At 43.6% G+C, this 16,714-nt stretch carries 17 protein-coding genes; 14 read left to right on the top strand and 3 right to left on the bottom strand.

The window, feature by feature from the left end:
* Window positions 1-188: 188 nt before the first annotated feature.
* The 4 genes from AC3WTB_RS06225 to yunB all read left to right on the top strand — a co-directional run bounded on the left by AC3WTB_RS06225 (window position 189) and on the right by yunB (window position 3,693).
* The gene (locus AC3WTB_RS06225) at window positions 189-1,040 is read left to right on the top strand and encodes a DUF72 domain-containing protein (protein WP_058838110.1); all 852 of its coding nucleotides are present in this window, start codon (window positions 189-191) and stop codon (window positions 1,038-1,040) included.
* 66 nt (window positions 1,041-1,106) lie between these two features.
* Window positions 1,107-2,480 carry a bifunctional metallophosphatase/5'-nucleotidase gene (locus AC3WTB_RS06220; protein ID WP_492333470.1) on the top strand — a complete coding sequence of 458 codons (1,374 nt, stop codon included), beginning with the start codon at window positions 1,107-1,109 and terminating at the stop codon, window positions 2,478-2,480.
* 67 nt (window positions 2,481-2,547) lie between these two features.
* A complete protein-coding gene (locus tag AC3WTB_RS06215; protein WP_024425980.1) occupies window positions 2,548-2,853 on the top strand; it encodes a YunC family protein in 306 nt (101 codons plus the stop codon).
* A gap of 69 nt (window positions 2,854-2,922) precedes the next feature.
* Window positions 2,923-3,693 carry a sporulation protein YunB gene (yunB, locus tag AC3WTB_RS06210; protein ID WP_081258425.1) on the top strand — a complete coding sequence of 257 codons (771 nt, stop codon included), beginning with the start codon at window positions 2,923-2,925 and terminating at the stop codon, window positions 3,691-3,693.
* Window positions 3,694-3,722: 29 nt separating this feature from the next.
* On the opposite strand, the gene AC3WTB_RS06205 is transcribed toward yunB, so the two are convergent.
* Window positions 3,723-4,667: a M23 family metallopeptidase gene (locus AC3WTB_RS06205; RefSeq protein ID WP_492333684.1), complete on the bottom strand. Its 945-nt coding sequence runs from the start codon at window positions 4,665-4,667 to the stop codon at window positions 3,723-3,725.
* A gap of 326 nt (window positions 4,668-4,993) precedes the next feature.
* On the opposite strand from AC3WTB_RS06205, the gene lipA reads away from it, so the two are divergent.
* Window positions 4,994-5,890, top strand: coding sequence for a lipoyl synthase (lipA, locus tag AC3WTB_RS06200; RefSeq protein ID WP_008360456.1), 897 nt, complete (start codon window positions 4,994-4,996; stop codon window positions 5,888-5,890).
* A gap of 39 nt (window positions 5,891-5,929) precedes the next feature.
* Here the strand turns inward: lipA and AC3WTB_RS06195 are convergent, their stop codons facing one another.
* Window positions 5,930-6,565: a YhcN/YlaJ family sporulation lipoprotein gene (locus AC3WTB_RS06195; protein WP_492333469.1), complete on the bottom strand. Its 636-nt coding sequence runs from the start codon at window positions 6,563-6,565 to the stop codon at window positions 5,930-5,932.
* A gap of 120 nt (window positions 6,566-6,685) precedes the next feature.
* Here AC3WTB_RS06195 and AC3WTB_RS06190 point away from each other — a divergent pair, with 120 nt between their 5' ends.
* From AC3WTB_RS06190 to AC3WTB_RS06180, 3 genes are read left to right on the top strand one after another with little or no spacing between them, the layout of a single operon-like run.
* The gene (locus tag AC3WTB_RS06190) at window positions 6,686-6,961 is read left to right on the top strand and encodes a YutD family protein (RefSeq protein WP_039181199.1); all 276 of its coding nucleotides are present in this window, start codon (window positions 6,686-6,688) and stop codon (window positions 6,959-6,961) included.
* A gap of 19 nt (window positions 6,962-6,980) precedes the next feature.
* A complete protein-coding gene (locus AC3WTB_RS06185; RefSeq protein ID WP_039181197.1) occupies window positions 6,981-7,415 on the top strand; it encodes a DUF86 domain-containing protein in 435 nt (144 codons plus the stop codon).
* Window positions 7,416-7,433: 18 nt separating this feature from the next.
* Window positions 7,434-8,207 carry a TIGR01457 family HAD-type hydrolase gene (locus AC3WTB_RS06180; protein ID WP_492333683.1) on the top strand — a complete coding sequence of 258 codons (774 nt, stop codon included), beginning with the start codon at window positions 7,434-7,436 and terminating at the stop codon, window positions 8,205-8,207.
* A gap of 39 nt (window positions 8,208-8,246) precedes the next feature.
* On the opposite strand, the gene AC3WTB_RS06175 is transcribed toward AC3WTB_RS06180, so the two are convergent.
* The gene (locus AC3WTB_RS06175; RefSeq protein ID WP_025094161.1) at window positions 8,247-8,747 is read right to left on the bottom strand and encodes a phosphatidylglycerophosphatase A family protein; all 501 of its coding nucleotides are present in this window, start codon (window positions 8,745-8,747) and stop codon (window positions 8,247-8,249) included.
* 132 nt (window positions 8,748-8,879) lie between these two features.
* Between AC3WTB_RS06175 and yutH the strand changes: the two genes are divergently transcribed.
* The 6 genes from yutH (at window position 8,880) to AC3WTB_RS06145 (ending at window position 16,534) form a co-directional block, all read left to right on the top strand.
* Entirely contained in the window at window positions 8,880-9,902 is a 1,023-nt protein-coding gene (gene yutH, locus AC3WTB_RS06170; protein WP_059375953.1) for a spore coat putative kinase YutH, read from the top strand.
* A 74-nt stretch (window positions 9,903-9,976) separates the two neighbouring features.
* Window positions 9,977-10,945 (top strand): 2-hydroxyacid dehydrogenase, encoded by a 969-nt coding sequence (locus tag AC3WTB_RS06165; RefSeq protein ID WP_492333468.1) that lies wholly within the window; start codon window positions 9,977-9,979, stop codon window positions 10,943-10,945.
* Between the two features lie 223 nt (window positions 10,946-11,168).
* Complete coding sequence (locus AC3WTB_RS06160) at window positions 11,169-12,470, top strand: homoserine dehydrogenase (protein WP_047202460.1); 1,302 nt, start codon at window positions 11,169-11,171, stop codon at window positions 12,468-12,470.
* Window positions 12,470-13,531: a threonine synthase gene (gene thrC, locus AC3WTB_RS06155; RefSeq protein WP_024423361.1), complete on the top strand. Its 1,062-nt coding sequence runs from the start codon at window positions 12,470-12,472 to the stop codon at window positions 13,529-13,531. The genes AC3WTB_RS06160 and thrC overlap by 1 nt, the downstream gene beginning before the upstream one ends.
* The gene (gene thrB / locus AC3WTB_RS06150; RefSeq protein WP_144490162.1) at window positions 13,528-14,460 is read left to right on the top strand and encodes a homoserine kinase; all 933 of its coding nucleotides are present in this window, start codon (window positions 13,528-13,530) and stop codon (window positions 14,458-14,460) included. The genes thrC and thrB overlap by 4 nt, the downstream gene beginning before the upstream one ends.
* 103 nt (window positions 14,461-14,563) lie before the next feature.
* Window positions 14,564-16,534 (top strand): S9 family peptidase, encoded by a 1,971-nt coding sequence (locus AC3WTB_RS06145; protein ID WP_492333467.1) that lies wholly within the window; start codon window positions 14,564-14,566, stop codon window positions 16,532-16,534.
* The last annotated feature ends 180 nt before the right edge of the window (window positions 16,535-16,714 follow it).

The raw sequence follows: 16,714 nt of genomic DNA, 5'->3' as shown, positions 1-16,714 counted from the left end.
GACAAACAAACAAACAAACAGAGCGTCAGGACAAAATCACGTGCCACCAGTCATCTTCATTCAGAATTACGAGCAAATATGATATGTTGTAAACAGAAGAATTTCTTTCAGAAATATGGGGATCACAAAAGACAAAGGCTTCGAATGAGGAAGCCGTCTATACATGAGAGTGGCAAGAGGTGAGAAACATGATTTATATCGGATTAACTGGCTGGGGAGATCATGACAGTCTTTATCCGCCGAAAATTGGCAGCGCGCAAAAGCTGTTTCACTACGCATCAACGTTTCCCATTGTGGAACTAGATGCCAGCTTTTATGCGGTTCAGCCTGAGCGTAATCATGAAAAATGGATAAAGGATACTCCGGATGACTTTCAGTTTGTTGTGAAAGCATACCAAGGGATGACTGGACATCAAAGGGGGGAGATTCCGTTTGCTTCGAAGGAGGACATGTTTGATGCATTTATTCTTTCGCTGACTCCGCTCATTCGTGAAGGGAAACTCGCCATGGTGCTCTTTCAATTTCCACCTTGGTTTGATTGCAAAAAAGAGCACGTCCACTATTTAAGATGGTGTAAGGAGAAGATGGGTGATATTCCTTGTGCTCTCGAATTCCGAAACCGTACATGGTTTTCAGAGGAATTTTATGAGCAGACTTTGTCCTTTATGGAAAAGGAAGGATGGATTCATTCCGTCTGTGATGAACCGCAAGTCGGAGAAGGCTCCATTCCGCCAGTCATACAAGCTACACACCGTGATAAAACATTGGTCCGATTTCACGGGAGGAATAAACAGGGCTGGCTTCACCCGGCAGACCATGAGAATTGGCGTGAAGTGAGATACTTATATTTATATAATGAAGCAGAATTACAAGAGTGGAAAAAGAATCTCGACATCCTGCATCAGCAATCGAAAGATGTCTATGTCGTGTTTAATAATAACTCCGGCGGAGATGCAGCAGCAAATGGACAGCAGATGATTGATTTGCTGGATATCACGTATTCAAGCCTGTCTCCGAAGCAGTTAGATTTATTTAGTTAACCGAGAGCTGACTGAAGCTTTCAACCTGAATGAGACGGTCAGTGACAACTTGAGGGAGAGATCAACATGCTGCAGAAGCTATGGTTATATCATACAAACGACTTGCACAGCCATTTTGAGAACTGGCCAAAAATTGCAGCTTATATTGAAGAAAAGCGTCAAGTTCACGATCAGATGCTCTTGTTTGATATTGGCGACCATATGGATCGAGTGAACCTCGTATCCGAAGCTGATTATGGAAAGGTAAATGTCAAGCTCCTCAATCAGCTTGGCTATGATGGAGTCACGATCGGGAATAATGAAGGTATTACATTGCCTCATGATCAGCTTGATCACTTGTATGAGAATGCACAATTTCCTGTGGTCCTGTCTAATCTATTTGAGAAAGGCAAAAGGCCATTATGGGCAAAGCCCTATCATATGATCACATTGGAAAACGGACTGAGAATATGTCTCTTAGGCGTGACCATTGCGTATACACCTGTTTATGAAAAGCTGGGCTGGAACATTACTGATCCGTTTGACAGCATACGGGACATGTTGCAGGAAGTGAAGGGACAGGCAGATGTCATTGTGCTCTTATCCCATCTCGGTATTATCCACGATCGAGAGGTCGCCCGTGACTTCCCTGAAATCGACATCATCCTAGGCTCGCACACGCATCATCTGTTAGAACAGGGTGAAATGGACAATGGGGTGCTTCTTGCATGCGCTGAAAAGTATGGGCATTATATTGGCTGCGTCGAGTTGACAATCGATACAGCACGCAAAGAGCTGATAGAGAAAAAGGCGACAGTGCAGTCAGTGGATCAGCTCATCAGTGAATCAGATGAAGCCATCACCACCTTACAGCAAGCAGAAAGAAGAGCGAAAGCACTCATGCAGGAAAAAGTGACAACGATTGAGTCGAAGCTAGAAACGAAGTGGTTCGACGAATCTCCGCTTCCGCAGCTCTTAACAGATGCCATTAAAGATTGGTGCGGAGCAGATATTGGCATGATGAATGCAGGTATGGTGCTTGATTCATTAGAGGCAGGGATCGTCACAAGAGAAGAAATCCACCGGATATGTCCGCATCCCATTAATCCCATTCGGGTGACGCTTACCGGTCAACAGCTCATCGAAACGATTCAGCGGGGCTGTGAAGAAAAAATGGAACAGCTGCGCATCAAAGGCTTCGGCTTTAGAGGTGAGCTGATGGGGAAAATGCTATATAGCGGACTCAGCTATACGTTAGAAGAAGGCGAGGCCAAACGGGTGAAGGATGTCTTTGTACATGGTCAATTGATCAAAAAAGATGCCTCCTATACAGTTGGCACAGTCGATATGTATACATTAGGCTCTCTTTTTCCGCATATCCGTGATCACGAACACATTGAATATTTCATGCCTGAATTTTTACGTGATGTTCTGACATGGCGCTTGAAGGAAGCCACATGAAATCCGCTTCAGCCTAACAACACGCGCCCTCTTTTCACATAGATTGTGATGAGAGGAGTGAAGGGATTTGGTGAATTTAACACCTATTACAATTGATGGCCATTCCTTTACAGCGGTCACCGTCAAGCTGCCGAAGACAAATTTCATGGCAGTAACAAATGAACACGGGTATATTATGTGCGGTGCACTTGATGTCGGGCTCTTGAATGAAAAGCTTGCAGATAGAGGAATTATTGCAGGAAGAGCAGTTGGGGTAAGAACCATTGAGCAATTGCTTGATGCTCCTTTAGAATCTGTGACATACGCCGCAGAAGCGCTGGGCATCTCAGCTGGAACAATTGGAAGAGATGCATTATTAAAAATGGTGAAATAAAATAGAGAGATGATTCCTATCCCCCCGCCTGTCTGCATACACATGTAATGGAGAAGGGGGGATTTTTTATTGAGAATGAACCGCCGTTATCGCCCCTACAAAAAGGGCCCTTTGCCATTTCGTTACGTCATGCTGCTTGCCATCGTATTCTTTGTACTCTCAACCGTGATTAGTTTGTTTTTTATCAACCGATCCATTAAACCAACCCTTATTCACATTGCTGAACTAGAAACAGAGCGCATCGCCAATCACCTCATACAATATTCAGTGCAAGACTTTGCAGACGATCAGGAGAATATGAAGGATATGGTGGTCATGAATACAAGTGAGAACGGAAAAGTGACGACCATCGATTTTAATGCGCAAGCAACATCGAAAGCCATGGCTGACCTATCACGTCATCTTCAGAAAAATTTAGAGGACATTGAAAAGGGGAACTTTCAAAAAGAGGCAAAAGAAGCGTTAAAGGATCAAACAGATGGACATGACGGCATTATATATAACATTCCGCTCGGTCAGGCATCCGGAAATGCACTCATCGCCAACCTCGGACCAAAAGTACCTGTACGCTTTAGTGTGATTGGTGATCCGCACACGGACGTTGAGAAAAACATTAAGCCTTATGGCATCAACAATGCCTTGATTGATATTAGTGTTCTGATCGAGGTTAAGGTAAGAGTCATTATCCCATTTGCTTCTGAAACAATCGTAGTCAAAAACTCTGTTCCTGTCTCCATACAAGCCGTTCAAGGAGACGTACCAGATTATTATAATGGCAGCGGAACAAATTCAGGTGCTCCACCAATTGTTCTCCCTGAGAAAAAGGAGAAAAAGGAATAACAGCCCAACAATGATTGGGCTGTTTTTTATTATTTTCTTTTCCGTTCAGCTCTTTCCCAAGCCCTCAAATGAGGGTAAGGGTCAAATGACCATTCGGTTCTGCCGTTGTCTTTGTACATGCCATAGTGAAGATGCGGCGGAAATTTTCCTGCGGTGCCTGGAGGGCCGTAACCGGAGCTTCCGACAGATCCAATCACCTGACCTGGTTCAACAATTTGACCTGTCTTAAGTCCTTTTGCAAAGCCATTTAAGTGAGCGAAGTAATGATAATGATTATGAATATCTCGAATGCCTATCCGCCAGCCGCCAAAGCGGTTCCAGCCTTTCATTTCAATCACGCCATACGATGTCGCACGAACGGGAAGTCCATAATGGGCAAATAAATCGGTTCCCTCATGAATTCTTCTTCCTCCAAATCCTCTCGCATCTCCCCATGTACTTCGGTAGCTGTAGTCAGCTCCAACCGGAAGAGGAAAAGCATGTTTTCCAAGATCAAGATGGCCGTAGTGCTTATATAGCTTCATAAAAGATGAAATGATTCCAACGGTTTGATCACGTCCATAATAGTCCCATAAGCCAATTTTTAATTGATCAATGCTGCTGCCGTAGTGAAGCAAGTATTGAGCAAACGTGAATAATACATCCTCATCGTCATCGCTGCTTGCTTTGCCATCCCCATTCCCATCAAGACCAATTCCGTCAAACACTTTAATGCTTAAAGGAGAGGTATCCTGTTTATTCGGGTTTTCTGGTCCAATCCACATTTCCCGGGGAATGTAGATGCCAATGACGCCTTTTTGTTTCGGTAAATCTCTTCTGCTTTTTCGAATATTGTGTTCATACTGATCAACTGCAGCAAGTACATACCATGGAATCTGTGTTGTGATGGAGACTTTTTCATATAGGGCCATTCTTTGCTTCAATTCATCTGGCTGTTTGCCCGTCCCTTCTGCATGAACAGGTAAAGGAAGCATTGAAAGAGCAATCATGATGGCTAAAACCACTTTCACAAACGTCCATCTCCTTTCATCGAGCATCGTCTTCTACCGTTTAGTGTGGTTAGATCACTCTATTTCATAAGAAGAAAATGTTAGTAATTTTCTTCTGTTTTTTTAGGAGGCTTTTGGGTATTTTTGCAGCTCATTCCCTTGTTGTTCAATCTGTACTATGTTAAAGTGTCTAAAGAAAAGGCTTTAGGCCGAAGATTCAATTTTTTGCAGCTTCTTGGCTGCATCCATCGTATATAGCAGGAAGATTTTTGTAGATGCACCTTTAACGAATTCATATGGAGATGATGGAATTGGCAAAGAAGGAAGAGCACGTAAGAAAACCGGACTGGCTTAAAATTAAGCTGAATACGAATGAAAACTATACCGGTTTGAAGAAAATGATGCGGGAAAACAACCTGCATACCGTTTGTGAGGAAGCAAAATGTCCGAATATTCATGAATGCTGGGCAGTGAGAAGAACCGCTACATTTATGATCCTTGGATCTGTTTGTACGCGCGCATGCCGTTTCTGTGCGGTGAAAACTGGACTTCCAACTGAGCTTGACCTGCAAGAGCCAGAACGCGTGGCAGATTCAGTAGCATTAATGAACTTAAAGCATGCTGTCATAACAGCGGTTGCAAGGGATGATCAAAAGGATGGCGGAGCAGGTGTGTTCGCTGAAACCGTTCGTGCGATTAGAAGAAAAAGCCCATTCACCACAATTGAAGTTCTCCCTTCAGACATGGGCGGTAATTATGATAACTTGAAGACGTTAATGGACACTCGTCCTGACATTTTAAATCACAACATTGAAACAGTTCGCAGATTAACGCCAAGAGTTCGTGCGCGTGCTACATATGATCGTTCATTAGAATTCTTGCGTCGTGCAAAAGAAATGCAGCCTGACATTCCAACAAAATCAAGCATTATGATTGGACTCGGTGAAACGAAGGAAGAAATCATTGAAGTCATGGATGATCTTCTTGCCAATAACGTGGACATTATGGCGATTGGGCAGTACTTACAGCCTTCGAAAAAGCATTTGAAAGTTCAAAAATACTATCATCCGGATGAGTTTGCAGAGCTGAAGGAAATTGCGATGTCAAAAGGCTTTAGCCACTGTGAAGCTGGGCCGCTTGTGCGCTCTTCCTACCATGCAGATGAACAAGTAAACGAAGCGTCTAAAAAGCGTCAGGCGCAAGCATAACAAAGAAAACGCCAGAGCTCTCTGGCGTTTTTTCTCATATTAATTTTGGCCATAAGGGGCGTTTCTTCTCATCGTACGGTCGGAATTCGTCATCCCATTTGCATCTTCTTTCGTTGAAATATCTCCACCTTGAGGGGAGTACTTCATTTGCTGAATTGTTTTGGTTAAAATCTGGTCAAAATCACGTGAATTGGTTTGAAGACGTGAAAAATTGGCAATGGATTGAAAGTGCTCTGGATTATCAGAGACGTATACATGATAATAACGAGGGAGAACAGAAACCGCCGTTTTCTTTACTTGATCGGCAGATTCATCACGGTTTTTGTTTCCTGTTTCATACACGATGAGTGCATCCTCATCTGTCACAAGTGTCGCTGCATCTTTGATGTTTGGCAGCTGCACCGTTAAACTTGTAATCACGTGGGCAAGATGCTCACGATTTAAAGCAGGGGTTCTTTCTTTCTGATCCGTTACTTGCTGGCGCTGATAACGAACATATCCTGCTCTGTTTGTGTCTGCTTCTGGCATGTTGGAATTATTTCCTTCATGACGATCCGACAGACGGATGGTTTTACTTGAAGAATCTTCATCCACTTGCCGGTTCATACCTGATTGAAAGCCGCACCCGCCTAAAAGCATGCTGAGGAGAATCGCGGCTGTCAGTTGTTTCTTCATATTTGTGACCTCCTTTTTCCTTTAGCTTCGGCTAAATCGGAAAAAACATGCTTTAGCAATTGATGGAGTTCTTCCAATGAATTATCATTAAAGATGGATCGTTTAAAAAGAGGTGAGAAGATGATCGTCATTCAGAATGCTACCTTTGATCTTGTAAGAGATATCAAAGACGGCTTTAATGAAGAAGCGTTTAAAGCAAGGTACTCAGATATTTTAAATAAGTATGATTATATTGTGGGGGACTGGGGCTATAATCAGCTCAGGCTGAAAGGGTTCTTTGATGACCAAAACCAAAAGGCCACATTTGATACTAAAATCAGCACACTCGATGAATACATTTATGAATACTGTAATTTTGGCTGTGCCTATTTTGTCTTAAAACGAATCAGAAAATAACGCAAAGGGGAGCGTCATAATGTATTTCGTAGACAGAAAAAAAATTGAAGAGACATTACGTTTTTTCGAGGAGCAATATGAGTTGATGCAAAGTCATCAAACATGGACAAGTCCTTTAGAAAAAAAAGCGCTGGAACGAATTGTTCATTTGCTCGTCGAATGTATTCTTGATACTGGAAATGACATGATTGATGGCTTTATTATGCGTGACCCAGGAAGCTATGATGACATCATGGATATCCTTGTTGATGAAAAGGTCGTACCAGAAGGTGAAGGCAGTCAGCTGAAAAAGCTTGTCTCATCCCGCAAAACACTTGTACAGCAATATCAGGAAGTGGATCATCATGACTTATTGCAGGTCATCAGCGAAGTAGAGCAGGCGCTAGAGGTCTTTCCAAGCCGCATCCGTACCTACTTGGAGCAGGAGCTTGGCCCAGTATCAGCGTTTAAATAAACCATTGGAGTTGTGAGCATCATGAAATACAAAGGCTATTTAATTGATTTAGACGGGACAATGTATAAAGGAACAGAAAAGATCGAAGAAGCAGGTCAATTTGTTCAAAAGTTAAATGAGTTGAACATCCCTTACTTGTTTGTCACGAATAACTCATCCCGCACGCCAAAGCAGGTAGCGGAAAAACTCGTTTCATTCGATATTCCAGCAACAGAAGATCAAGTTTTTACAACAAGTATGGCGACGGCCAATTATATTGCTGAGCAAAAGCAAGATGCGTCAGTTTACGTGATCGGTGAAGAAGGAATCAAGCAGGCCATTGAAGAAAAAGGGCTGACGTTTGGTCAGGAAGACGCAGATTTTGTTGTTGTTGGAATTGATCGGGGCATTACATATGAAAAATTAGCAGTAGGTGCGATTGCCATCCGTCAAGGCGCACAATTTGTCTCAACAAATGGAGATATTGCTATCCCAACAGAAAGAGGGCTTTTGCCAGGGAACGGCTCGTTAACATCTGTACTGACCGTGACAACAACAGTTCAGCCGACATTTATCGGAAAGCCAGAATCCATTATTATGGAACAAGCGATGCGTGTACTTGGGACAGATGTGTCTGAGACGCTCATGGTGGGTGATAACTATGATACGGATATTATGGCAGGAATGAATGCAGGCATGGACACATTACTCGTCCATACAGGTGTGACAACAAAAGAGCTGCTTCAGCAGTATGAAAAGCAGCCAACCTATGTCATTGATTCATTATCCGAGTGGATTGAGCGATTATCATAAAAAAAGAGGACAAGCGTTACGCGCGCGTCCTCTTTTTCTTTATTCCGCATTTCTCGCACTATGTGCCAGCCTGCTTGATGCGGCAGCAGCAATAGCGCCGACGATGTCATCTAAAAAGGTGTGGCATTCACCTGTGGATTTATCGTTAAGTTTTCCGAGAATTCCTGGTTTTTCTTTATCGATATAACCGTAATTCGTAAAGCCGATCGAACCATAAATATTGACGATAGCAAAGGATAAAATTTCATCAACGCCATACAGGCTTTCGTCCGTTTCAAGTATTGATTGAAGCGGCTCAGTCAGCTTCTTTTGCTCGGCGAGTACGTCTAGTTCGACGCCCGTTAAAATCGCATTTTGGACTTCACGTTTTGCGATGACACGCTCCACATTGTGGATGCACTCTGTCATGTCTAAGCCAGGATGATATTTTTCCTGTAAAAAGTAGACAAGGTCTGCTATATCTTGAATGGTTACGCCTCGTTCTTGTAAACGGCGTCTTGCTGTTTTTTCTACTTCGTTCATCTCATGATGATGCGGCATATATTCTTCACCCAATCCTCTTAATTTGTCCACAACGTGTAAAAAACTTCGGATAGTAAATAGTATTCATAAATCCCTCAACCTGCGACTACGATATGATAAGAGATTGATCATAGGAACGCAGGTGAAAACATGAAAGAAACCATTTATCACACATTTGGCATTGATGTTCGTCAGTTTATGCCATATGGCAGTTATCAGAGCTTTCAAACGGCGGAGGCTCTCTTCCTCATTGTTCCTGTGTCTCATTTGCGAGAAGAAGAACTCGCAGAGATGTATCATATCAGTCAGTATTTACTGAATGCTGGAGACCCATACGTTGCTGTGTTTGAATTAACAAATGAAGAGAAGCCCACCTTTACTCATGGGAAGGAGCAGTACGCCTTATTAAAAGCAGCGCCTCCGATCTCAAGCCGCTCGTTTCAGCAAGCGTCAGAGCTGGCCGCCTTTCATGTTAGGGGAAGAGGCTTTCCATATGAAGTATCCGAAACAAAACGTGTCGGTGCCTGGAAGGAATTATGGGCAAAACGATTAGATCAGCTTGAAGGCTTTTGGATGCAGCAAATGCATCAAAAACCGCTGGAACGGTTTGAACAAAAATTCATTGAATCGTTTCCGTATTATCTTGGATTAACGGAGAATGCCATTCAATATTTAGTCGATACTGAGCTCGATGATGAACCGAAAGAAGGTGACTCAGGCACTGTCTGTCATCAGCGCTTTTCACGTATGACATGGCCGCATGAGCAGCCGCTTCGTATACCTGTGGATTGGGTCTTTGATCATCCAACCCGCGATATTGCCGAATACTTAAGAGAGACTTTTGTGCAGCATAAGGAAGATTTAATTGAAGAGGGCTTTTCCTTTCTTCAGCAATATGAGCAGGTGACACCTCTTTCATCTTTTTCAAAGCGTTTATTATACAGCCGCCTGTTGTTCCCGCTTCATTATTTTGAAATTGTGGAGGGCTACTACATGTCTGGAGAAAATGAAAAAGCATATTATGAAGAGCGGTTAGATTACGTTTTAAATGATGCCAATCGTTATGAATACTTTCTAAAGGTTTTTCAAGAAATGAGCGCCATGCGAAGCGGTGGTAGCCCCATTCCGGCTATTGGCTGGATTCAGCCTGCAGCTGATTTGAAGTTTCAGTGAACAGACGAAACGTCTCTTTTCTCTTGAGACGTTTTTCGTTATGCTTAAAGAAATCGATTAAAGGAGTGTTCTTCTTGACGAAACCTTATGTCTATATCACAAGAAAGCTTGATGAAGCATCACTTACATCATTAAAAGAAGTCGCTCATGTTGAGATGTGGCCGAGCGAGGATGAGCCGTGTCCAAGAGAAGAGTTAGAAACACAGGCTGCTAAAGCGGATGCGCTTCTCACCATGCTGTCAGATCAAATAGATGAGCCCCTTTTATCAAAGGCCCCTAATGTCAAGGTGGTCGCAAACCTTGCTGTTGGCTATGACAATATTGATGTTGAAGCAGCCAAAAAGCGCGAAATCACCGTATGTCATACACCAGATGTCTTAACAGAATCGACGGCTGATTTAGCCTTTGCCCTACTGATGGCGTCAGCTAGACGCATTGTTGAGGCGAGTGATTGGATTAAGGATGGAAATTGGACAGGCTGGGGGCCGCTTCTTCTTGCCGGTGCGGATGTTCATCACAAAACGCTCGGGATTGTCGGAATGGGTAGCATTGGAACAGCACTAGCCAAGCGGGCCAAAGGCTTTAATATGAATATCCTTTATCATAATCGTTCCAGAAAACCCGAGGCAGAAGCGCAGCTTGGTGTGACATATGCGGATTTTGAGGAACTGCTCAAACAGTCTGATTTCATCGTCTGTCTGACGCCGTTAACCCCGGAAACAAAAGACATGTTTAATGAACAAGCATTTGATCTGATGAAGAACTCTGCTTATTTCATTAACGTATCAAGAGGACAGACTGTGGATGAGGATGCTTTATACGAGGCTGTCACGACAGGAAAAATTGCCGGAGCAGGTCTAGATGTATTTAGACAAGAGCCTGTCAGTCCATCTCATCCATTAACGACATTACCTAACGTCACAGTCCTCCCTCATATTGGAAGTGCTAGTGTCGAAACGAGAAAAACGATGATGCGTTTATGTGCTGAGAATATTGCACTTGTCTTACAAGACAAGCCAGCCAAAACGCCGGTTCGTTCATAATATAAAGCTTCCCGGTGTTCGGGAGCTTTTCTGACAAAAATATTTTGAAAATATAGAATCTTGATATAAATAGCTGTTAAGCGGTTTCATTCTGACAATCTCTTATTTTATTACCTTGTCAAAATGAGGATACCCCTTTATAATGTGTGTACATTGAATGTCTGTGTAAGGTTAACAAATGTCTTTTTAGAGAGGACATTTACGGAGAAAGGTGGAATTTCAGGTGAAGGCAATTCGAGTTGGGCTATTAGGATTAGGAACAGTGGGGAGCGGTGTCGTAAAAATTATCCAAGACCATCAGGATAAATTAATGCACCAAATCGGCTGTCCGGTATTAATACAAAAAGTGCTTGTGAGCAATCCCGATAAAAAAAGAGATGTGGATGTCGCAAGAGAGGTCTTCACAACTGAAGTATACGATGTGATTAGAGATCCAGAGGTCGACGTCATCATTGAAGTGATGGGCGGCATTGAAGAGACAAAACAATATTTAATAGATGCGTTGAATGAGAAGAAGCATGTCATTACAGCCAATAAAGATTTAATGGCGCTTTACGGTACGGAGCTTTTACATGTAGCGAAAGAAAATGGCTGTGATCTTTATTATGAAGCAAGTGTTGCCGGAGGAATTCCGATTTTGCGCACGCTGGAGGAAGGGCTCGCCTCTGACCGAATCACCAAGATGATGGGGATTGTGAACGGTACAACGAATTTTATTTTAACGAAAATGAATGTCGATAAAAGCGCATATGAGGATGTCTTAAAAGAAGCACAGGATCTTGGCTTTGCAGAAGCGGATCCGACAGCTGATGTAGAAGGACTGGATGCAGCCAGGAAAATGGCGATTCTTGCAAGACTCGGCTTTTCCATGAATGTAGATTTAGAGGACGTCAAGGTGAAAGGTATTTCTGATATCTCTGATGAGGATATTAATTTCAGTAAGCGGTTTGGCTATACAATGAAGCTGATTGGAATTGCTCAGCGGGACGGAGAGAAAGTAGAGGTCAGCGTTCAGCCAACCTTACTTCCTGATCATCATCCATTATCATCCGTTAACAATGAATTTAATGCGGTGTATGTCTACGGAAGTGCTGTAGGAGAAACGATGTTTTACGGACCTGGAGCAGGAAGTCTGCCAACGGCAACAGCTGTTGTATCAGACTTAGTCGCAGTAATGAAAAACATGCGCCTTGGCGTGAACGGAAGCGGATTTATCGCACCGCAGTTTGAGAAGAAGATCAAATCGTCATCAGAAGTATTTGCTCAGCAATTCTTAAGAATTCATGTCAGAGATCAAGTCGGGGCATTCTCCCGCATTACATCTATTTTTTCTGAAAGAGGCATCAGCTTTGAAAAGATCCTTCAGCTTCCTGTGAAAGGACACGATGAGCTGGCTGAAATTGTAATTATTACACATCAGACCTCAGAAGAAGATTTCTCAAATATCCTGCAAAAATTAAACGACCTCGACGTGGTGGTTCAAGTGAAGAGCACGTACCGAGTAGAAGGGAACGGTTTAAGCTAATGAAATGGAATGGACTCATTGAAGAATTTCAAGAATTCTTACCAGTAAACGAATCTACACCTAAACTAACATTAAATGAAGGGAATACACCGCTGATCCATCTCGCCAAGCTTTCAGAAAAGCTGGGAATCGAGCTTCATGTGAAAACAGAAGGAGTGAATCCAACAGGTTCTTTCAAGGATCGAGGAATGGTCATGGCCGTTGCAAAGGCAAAAGAAGAAGGCAATGATACAATCATGTGCGCTTCAACAGGGAATACCTCTGCAGCAGCAGCGGCATATGCAGCCCGTGCTGATATGAAATGTATTGTCATCATTCCAGACGGGAAAATTGCCTTCGGTAAGCTTGCACAGGCTGTCATGTACGGTGCAGAGATCATTGCCATTGACGGCAACTTTGATGATGCACTGAAAATCGTCCGCAGTATCTGTGAAAAAGCGCCGATCGCTCTTGTTAACTCGGTCAATCCTTATCGAATTGAAGGACAAAAGACAGCAGCATTTGAAATCTGTGAGCAGCTAGGCTCTGCCCCGGACGTACTGGCGATTCCTGTTGGAAATGCCGGAAACATCACAGCCTACTGGAAAGGCTTCAAGGAATATCACGAGAAAAAAGGAACTGGACTGCCTGTCATGCGTGGTTTTGAAGCAGAAGGTGCAGCGGCAATCGTTAGAAATGAAGTGATTGAGCAGCCAGAAACAGTGGCAACGGCTATCCGTATCGGAAATCCAGCGAGCTGGAAACAAGCTGTGGCAGCCGCAGATGAATCAAACGGAAAGATTGATGAAGTGACTGATGAGGAAATTCTTCATGCGTATCAATTGATCGCACGTGAAGAAGGTGTGTTTGCAGAACCGGGCTCATGTGCATCGATTGCGGGCGTGTTAAAGCAGGTGAAATCTGGTGAAATCAAGCCAGGCAGTAAAGTTGTTGCGGTACTAACAGGCAACGGACTGAAAGATCCAAATACGGCTATTGATATTTCACAAATCAAGCCGGTTACACTCGATGCAGATGAAGATCAAATTCTTGAACACTTAGAAAAGGCCGCACGCGTATGAGTGAAGCCTCCATGCTTTTTTCAATCACAGTACCGGGAAGCACTGCCAATTTAGGACCAGGCTTTGATTCAGTTGGAATGGCACTCAGCCGCTATTTAAAGCTATCGGTCTATGACCATGATAGCTGGCTGTTTGAAGCAGAAACAGATGTCGTAGCTGGAATTCCATCAGGCACCGACAACCTGATTTATCAAACAGCCAAAAAGGTCGCAGATGACTTTGGAAAAACACTCCCGCCTGTTCATGTCAAAGTGTGGAGTGATATTCCATTGGCACGGGGGCTTGGCAGCAGTGCTGCTGCCATCGTGGCCGCCATTGAACTCGCCAATCAGCTTCTTGAATTAAACATGACAGATGATCAGAAGCTCTTTTATGCAAGTGAGGTAGAAGGTCATCCAGATAATGCGGGTGCCTCTTTATTCGGTGGTTTACTGATTGGTCTTCATGAAGAAGACAAAACCCATGCCGTTAAAGTGCAGCATGTGGATGTAGATGTCGTCGTGGTGATTCCTTTTTATGAAGTGCTCACAAAGGATGCCCGTGATGTCCTGCCAGAGGATTTTTCCTATAAGCATGCTGTTAGTGCGAGTGCTGTAAGCAACGTCCTTGTTGCCGCTTTAATGACGCAAAACTGGCCGCTTGTTGGAGAAATGATGAATAAGGATTTATTTCATCAGCCTTACCGAACAATGCTCGTTCCAGAGCTGTCGAAGGTAGAGCATGTCGCTTCGCTCAAAGGAGCGTATGGAACAGCTTTGAGCGGCGCTGGGCCGACGATCCTCACATTAGTGGAAAAAGGGAAGGGAGAAGCGCTGAAAGAACAGCTTGCCCAAAATTTCCCGCATTGCGAAGTCGATTTGCTTACGGTGCCAGTAGAAGGTGTTGTCGTGCAGCATTATCCTGTTAATCAAGTAAAGAACGTGCTGTAAAATCTGCACGTTCTTTTTTTATGCTTGTTTTTATGGGAAGAAGCAGGGATTATTATTTAGAGGATCGAACTATTTTTTATGCATATAAGGGGGAGATACATTCATGAAGAAATTGATGACGGCAGAAGATTTAACGAAGGTTGTTTCTGTTTCTCATCCGGTTTATTCACCAGATGGAAAAAAGGCAGTCTTTACAAAAGTCACTGTGAATGAGAAAAAGGACGATTACAACATCCACTTATGGGTTCGAGATGAAGAGACAGAGGAGCTGGCACAATGGACATTTGAGGATGGAAAGCATCATCAGCCAGTTTGGTCAAAGGACGGCGTGCAGCTTGCTTTTATTTTGCAAAAGCCAAAGGAAGTCCCTCAGCTTGCGCTCATGAAGAGCGAAGGAGGCGGCGTGCGTACTTTAACGAAGATTCCATACGGAGTATCTCACCCTGTCTTTTCTCCCGACGGAGCATTCATTTATGCGGCTGTGTCATTGAAACAATCAGAATCTGTTCATGATGAAAAAAAGGAAGAGCAAGATGAATTTGCTCCAGCGGTATATGATGATTTGACCTATAAAGCAGATGGAAGAGGCTTTCTAGATGGGCGTGTCACACAGATCGTGAAAGTGGATATCCGTTCAGGAGAGGTAGAGCCTGTCACGAGCGAGCAGGTTCATCATATGAATCATACCGTTTCCCCGTGTGGAAAATGGCTTGCCTTTATTCAATTAAATCCACAGATACCTTACATAAGTGACGTGTGTCTTCTGTCATTAGAAGATGGTCAGACAAAAAAGATCACACAAGCAAACGGCGCTTATTCCACCGTATCTTTTTCTCCAAATGGAGAGAGTCTTTTGTATATTGGACATGAGCGTGAATTTCAAAATGCCACCTTCCCATCATTATGGCTGTATGATCTGAAAGAAGACAAGGCGGTTCAGCTGTCAGAAATGCTCGATATGTATGTTGGAAACTGTATGGCAGGAGATAGCGTGATGGGAGAGGCCTATCAGGTTCCACAGTGGACAAAAGACAGCCAAGGATTTTATACGCTTGTTTCTGATCAAGGTAGTACAGGGATTTATTATTTCTCTATAGAAGGTTTAGCCTATCCAGTTCGACTAGAGGCGGAACATATCACCAATTTCAGCCTTCATCCAGATGAAACCAAACTGCTGCTCAGCCAGCTTTCACCTGTTTCACCAAGTGAGCTGTATGAGCTGACATTAGGGGAGACAGAACTAAAACAAATCACGTTTGAGCATCATGATTTTCTAAAGGAGTATGTCGTATCCGAACCTGAACCATTTTCTTTTCAGTCAAAAGATGGCGACGAGGTGCATGGCTGGTTTATGAAGCCTTCCAAGATGGAGGAGGGGGAGAAATATCCGCTCATTCTAGAGGTTCATGGCGGACCGCATGCGATGTATGGTTATACGTATTTTCATGAATTTCAAATGCTTGCTTCTGAGGGCTATGCCATCGTGTATATCAATCCGCACGGAAGTCATGGATACGGACAGATGTTTACCGACCGTGTAAGAGGAAGTTATGGTGACGTTGATTATGACGATGTTATGCAAGCTGTTGATCATGTGCTCAAAGCCTATGATTTCCTTGATGAAACAAGACTCGGCGTGACTGGCGGGAGCTATGGCGGTTTTATGACCAACTGGATTGTCGGTCAGACCGACCGCTTCCGTGCAGCTGTCACACAGCGCTCCATTTCAAACTGGATTAGCTTTTATGGCATCAGTGATATCGGTTATTTCTTTACAAGGTGGCAGATTGATGGGGATATTTATGATTCTGTCGATAAGCTATGGGATCGTTCACCGCTAAAATATGTGAAGCAGATGAACACGCCGCTTCTCATCCTGCACAGCGATGAAGATTATCGCTGCCCAGTTGATCAAGCAGAACAGCTTTTTGTGGCATTGAAGGAGCTTGGGAAAGACACAAGATTGGTCAAATTCCCGAAGGCATCTCATGATTTATCCAGAAGCGGCCACCCGGGGCAGCGTATTCAAAGACTGACCTTTATAAAGGAATGGTTTAGAGAAAAGCTAGCGTAAAAAAACGATCCTAATCGGGCCGCTTCAGCGTGCTGACAAACCCTCGCATTCGGTGTCAGTCCTGCGTGCTGGTGCTCACGAATAGAAAATTCGCTCCGCGCCAGTACTCGTCCTTCCTAGACTTCAAGGGTTTTCATATCACGCTGAAAAGAAGACAAAGGGCTAAAGCCTTTGTCAATC

The sequence above is a fragment of the Bacillus sp. EB106-04-04-XG123 genome (assembly GCF_058791855.1).
Note: the sequence above shows the minus strand (reverse complement) of the source record. Positions and strands in the feature narration are given on the sequence as shown.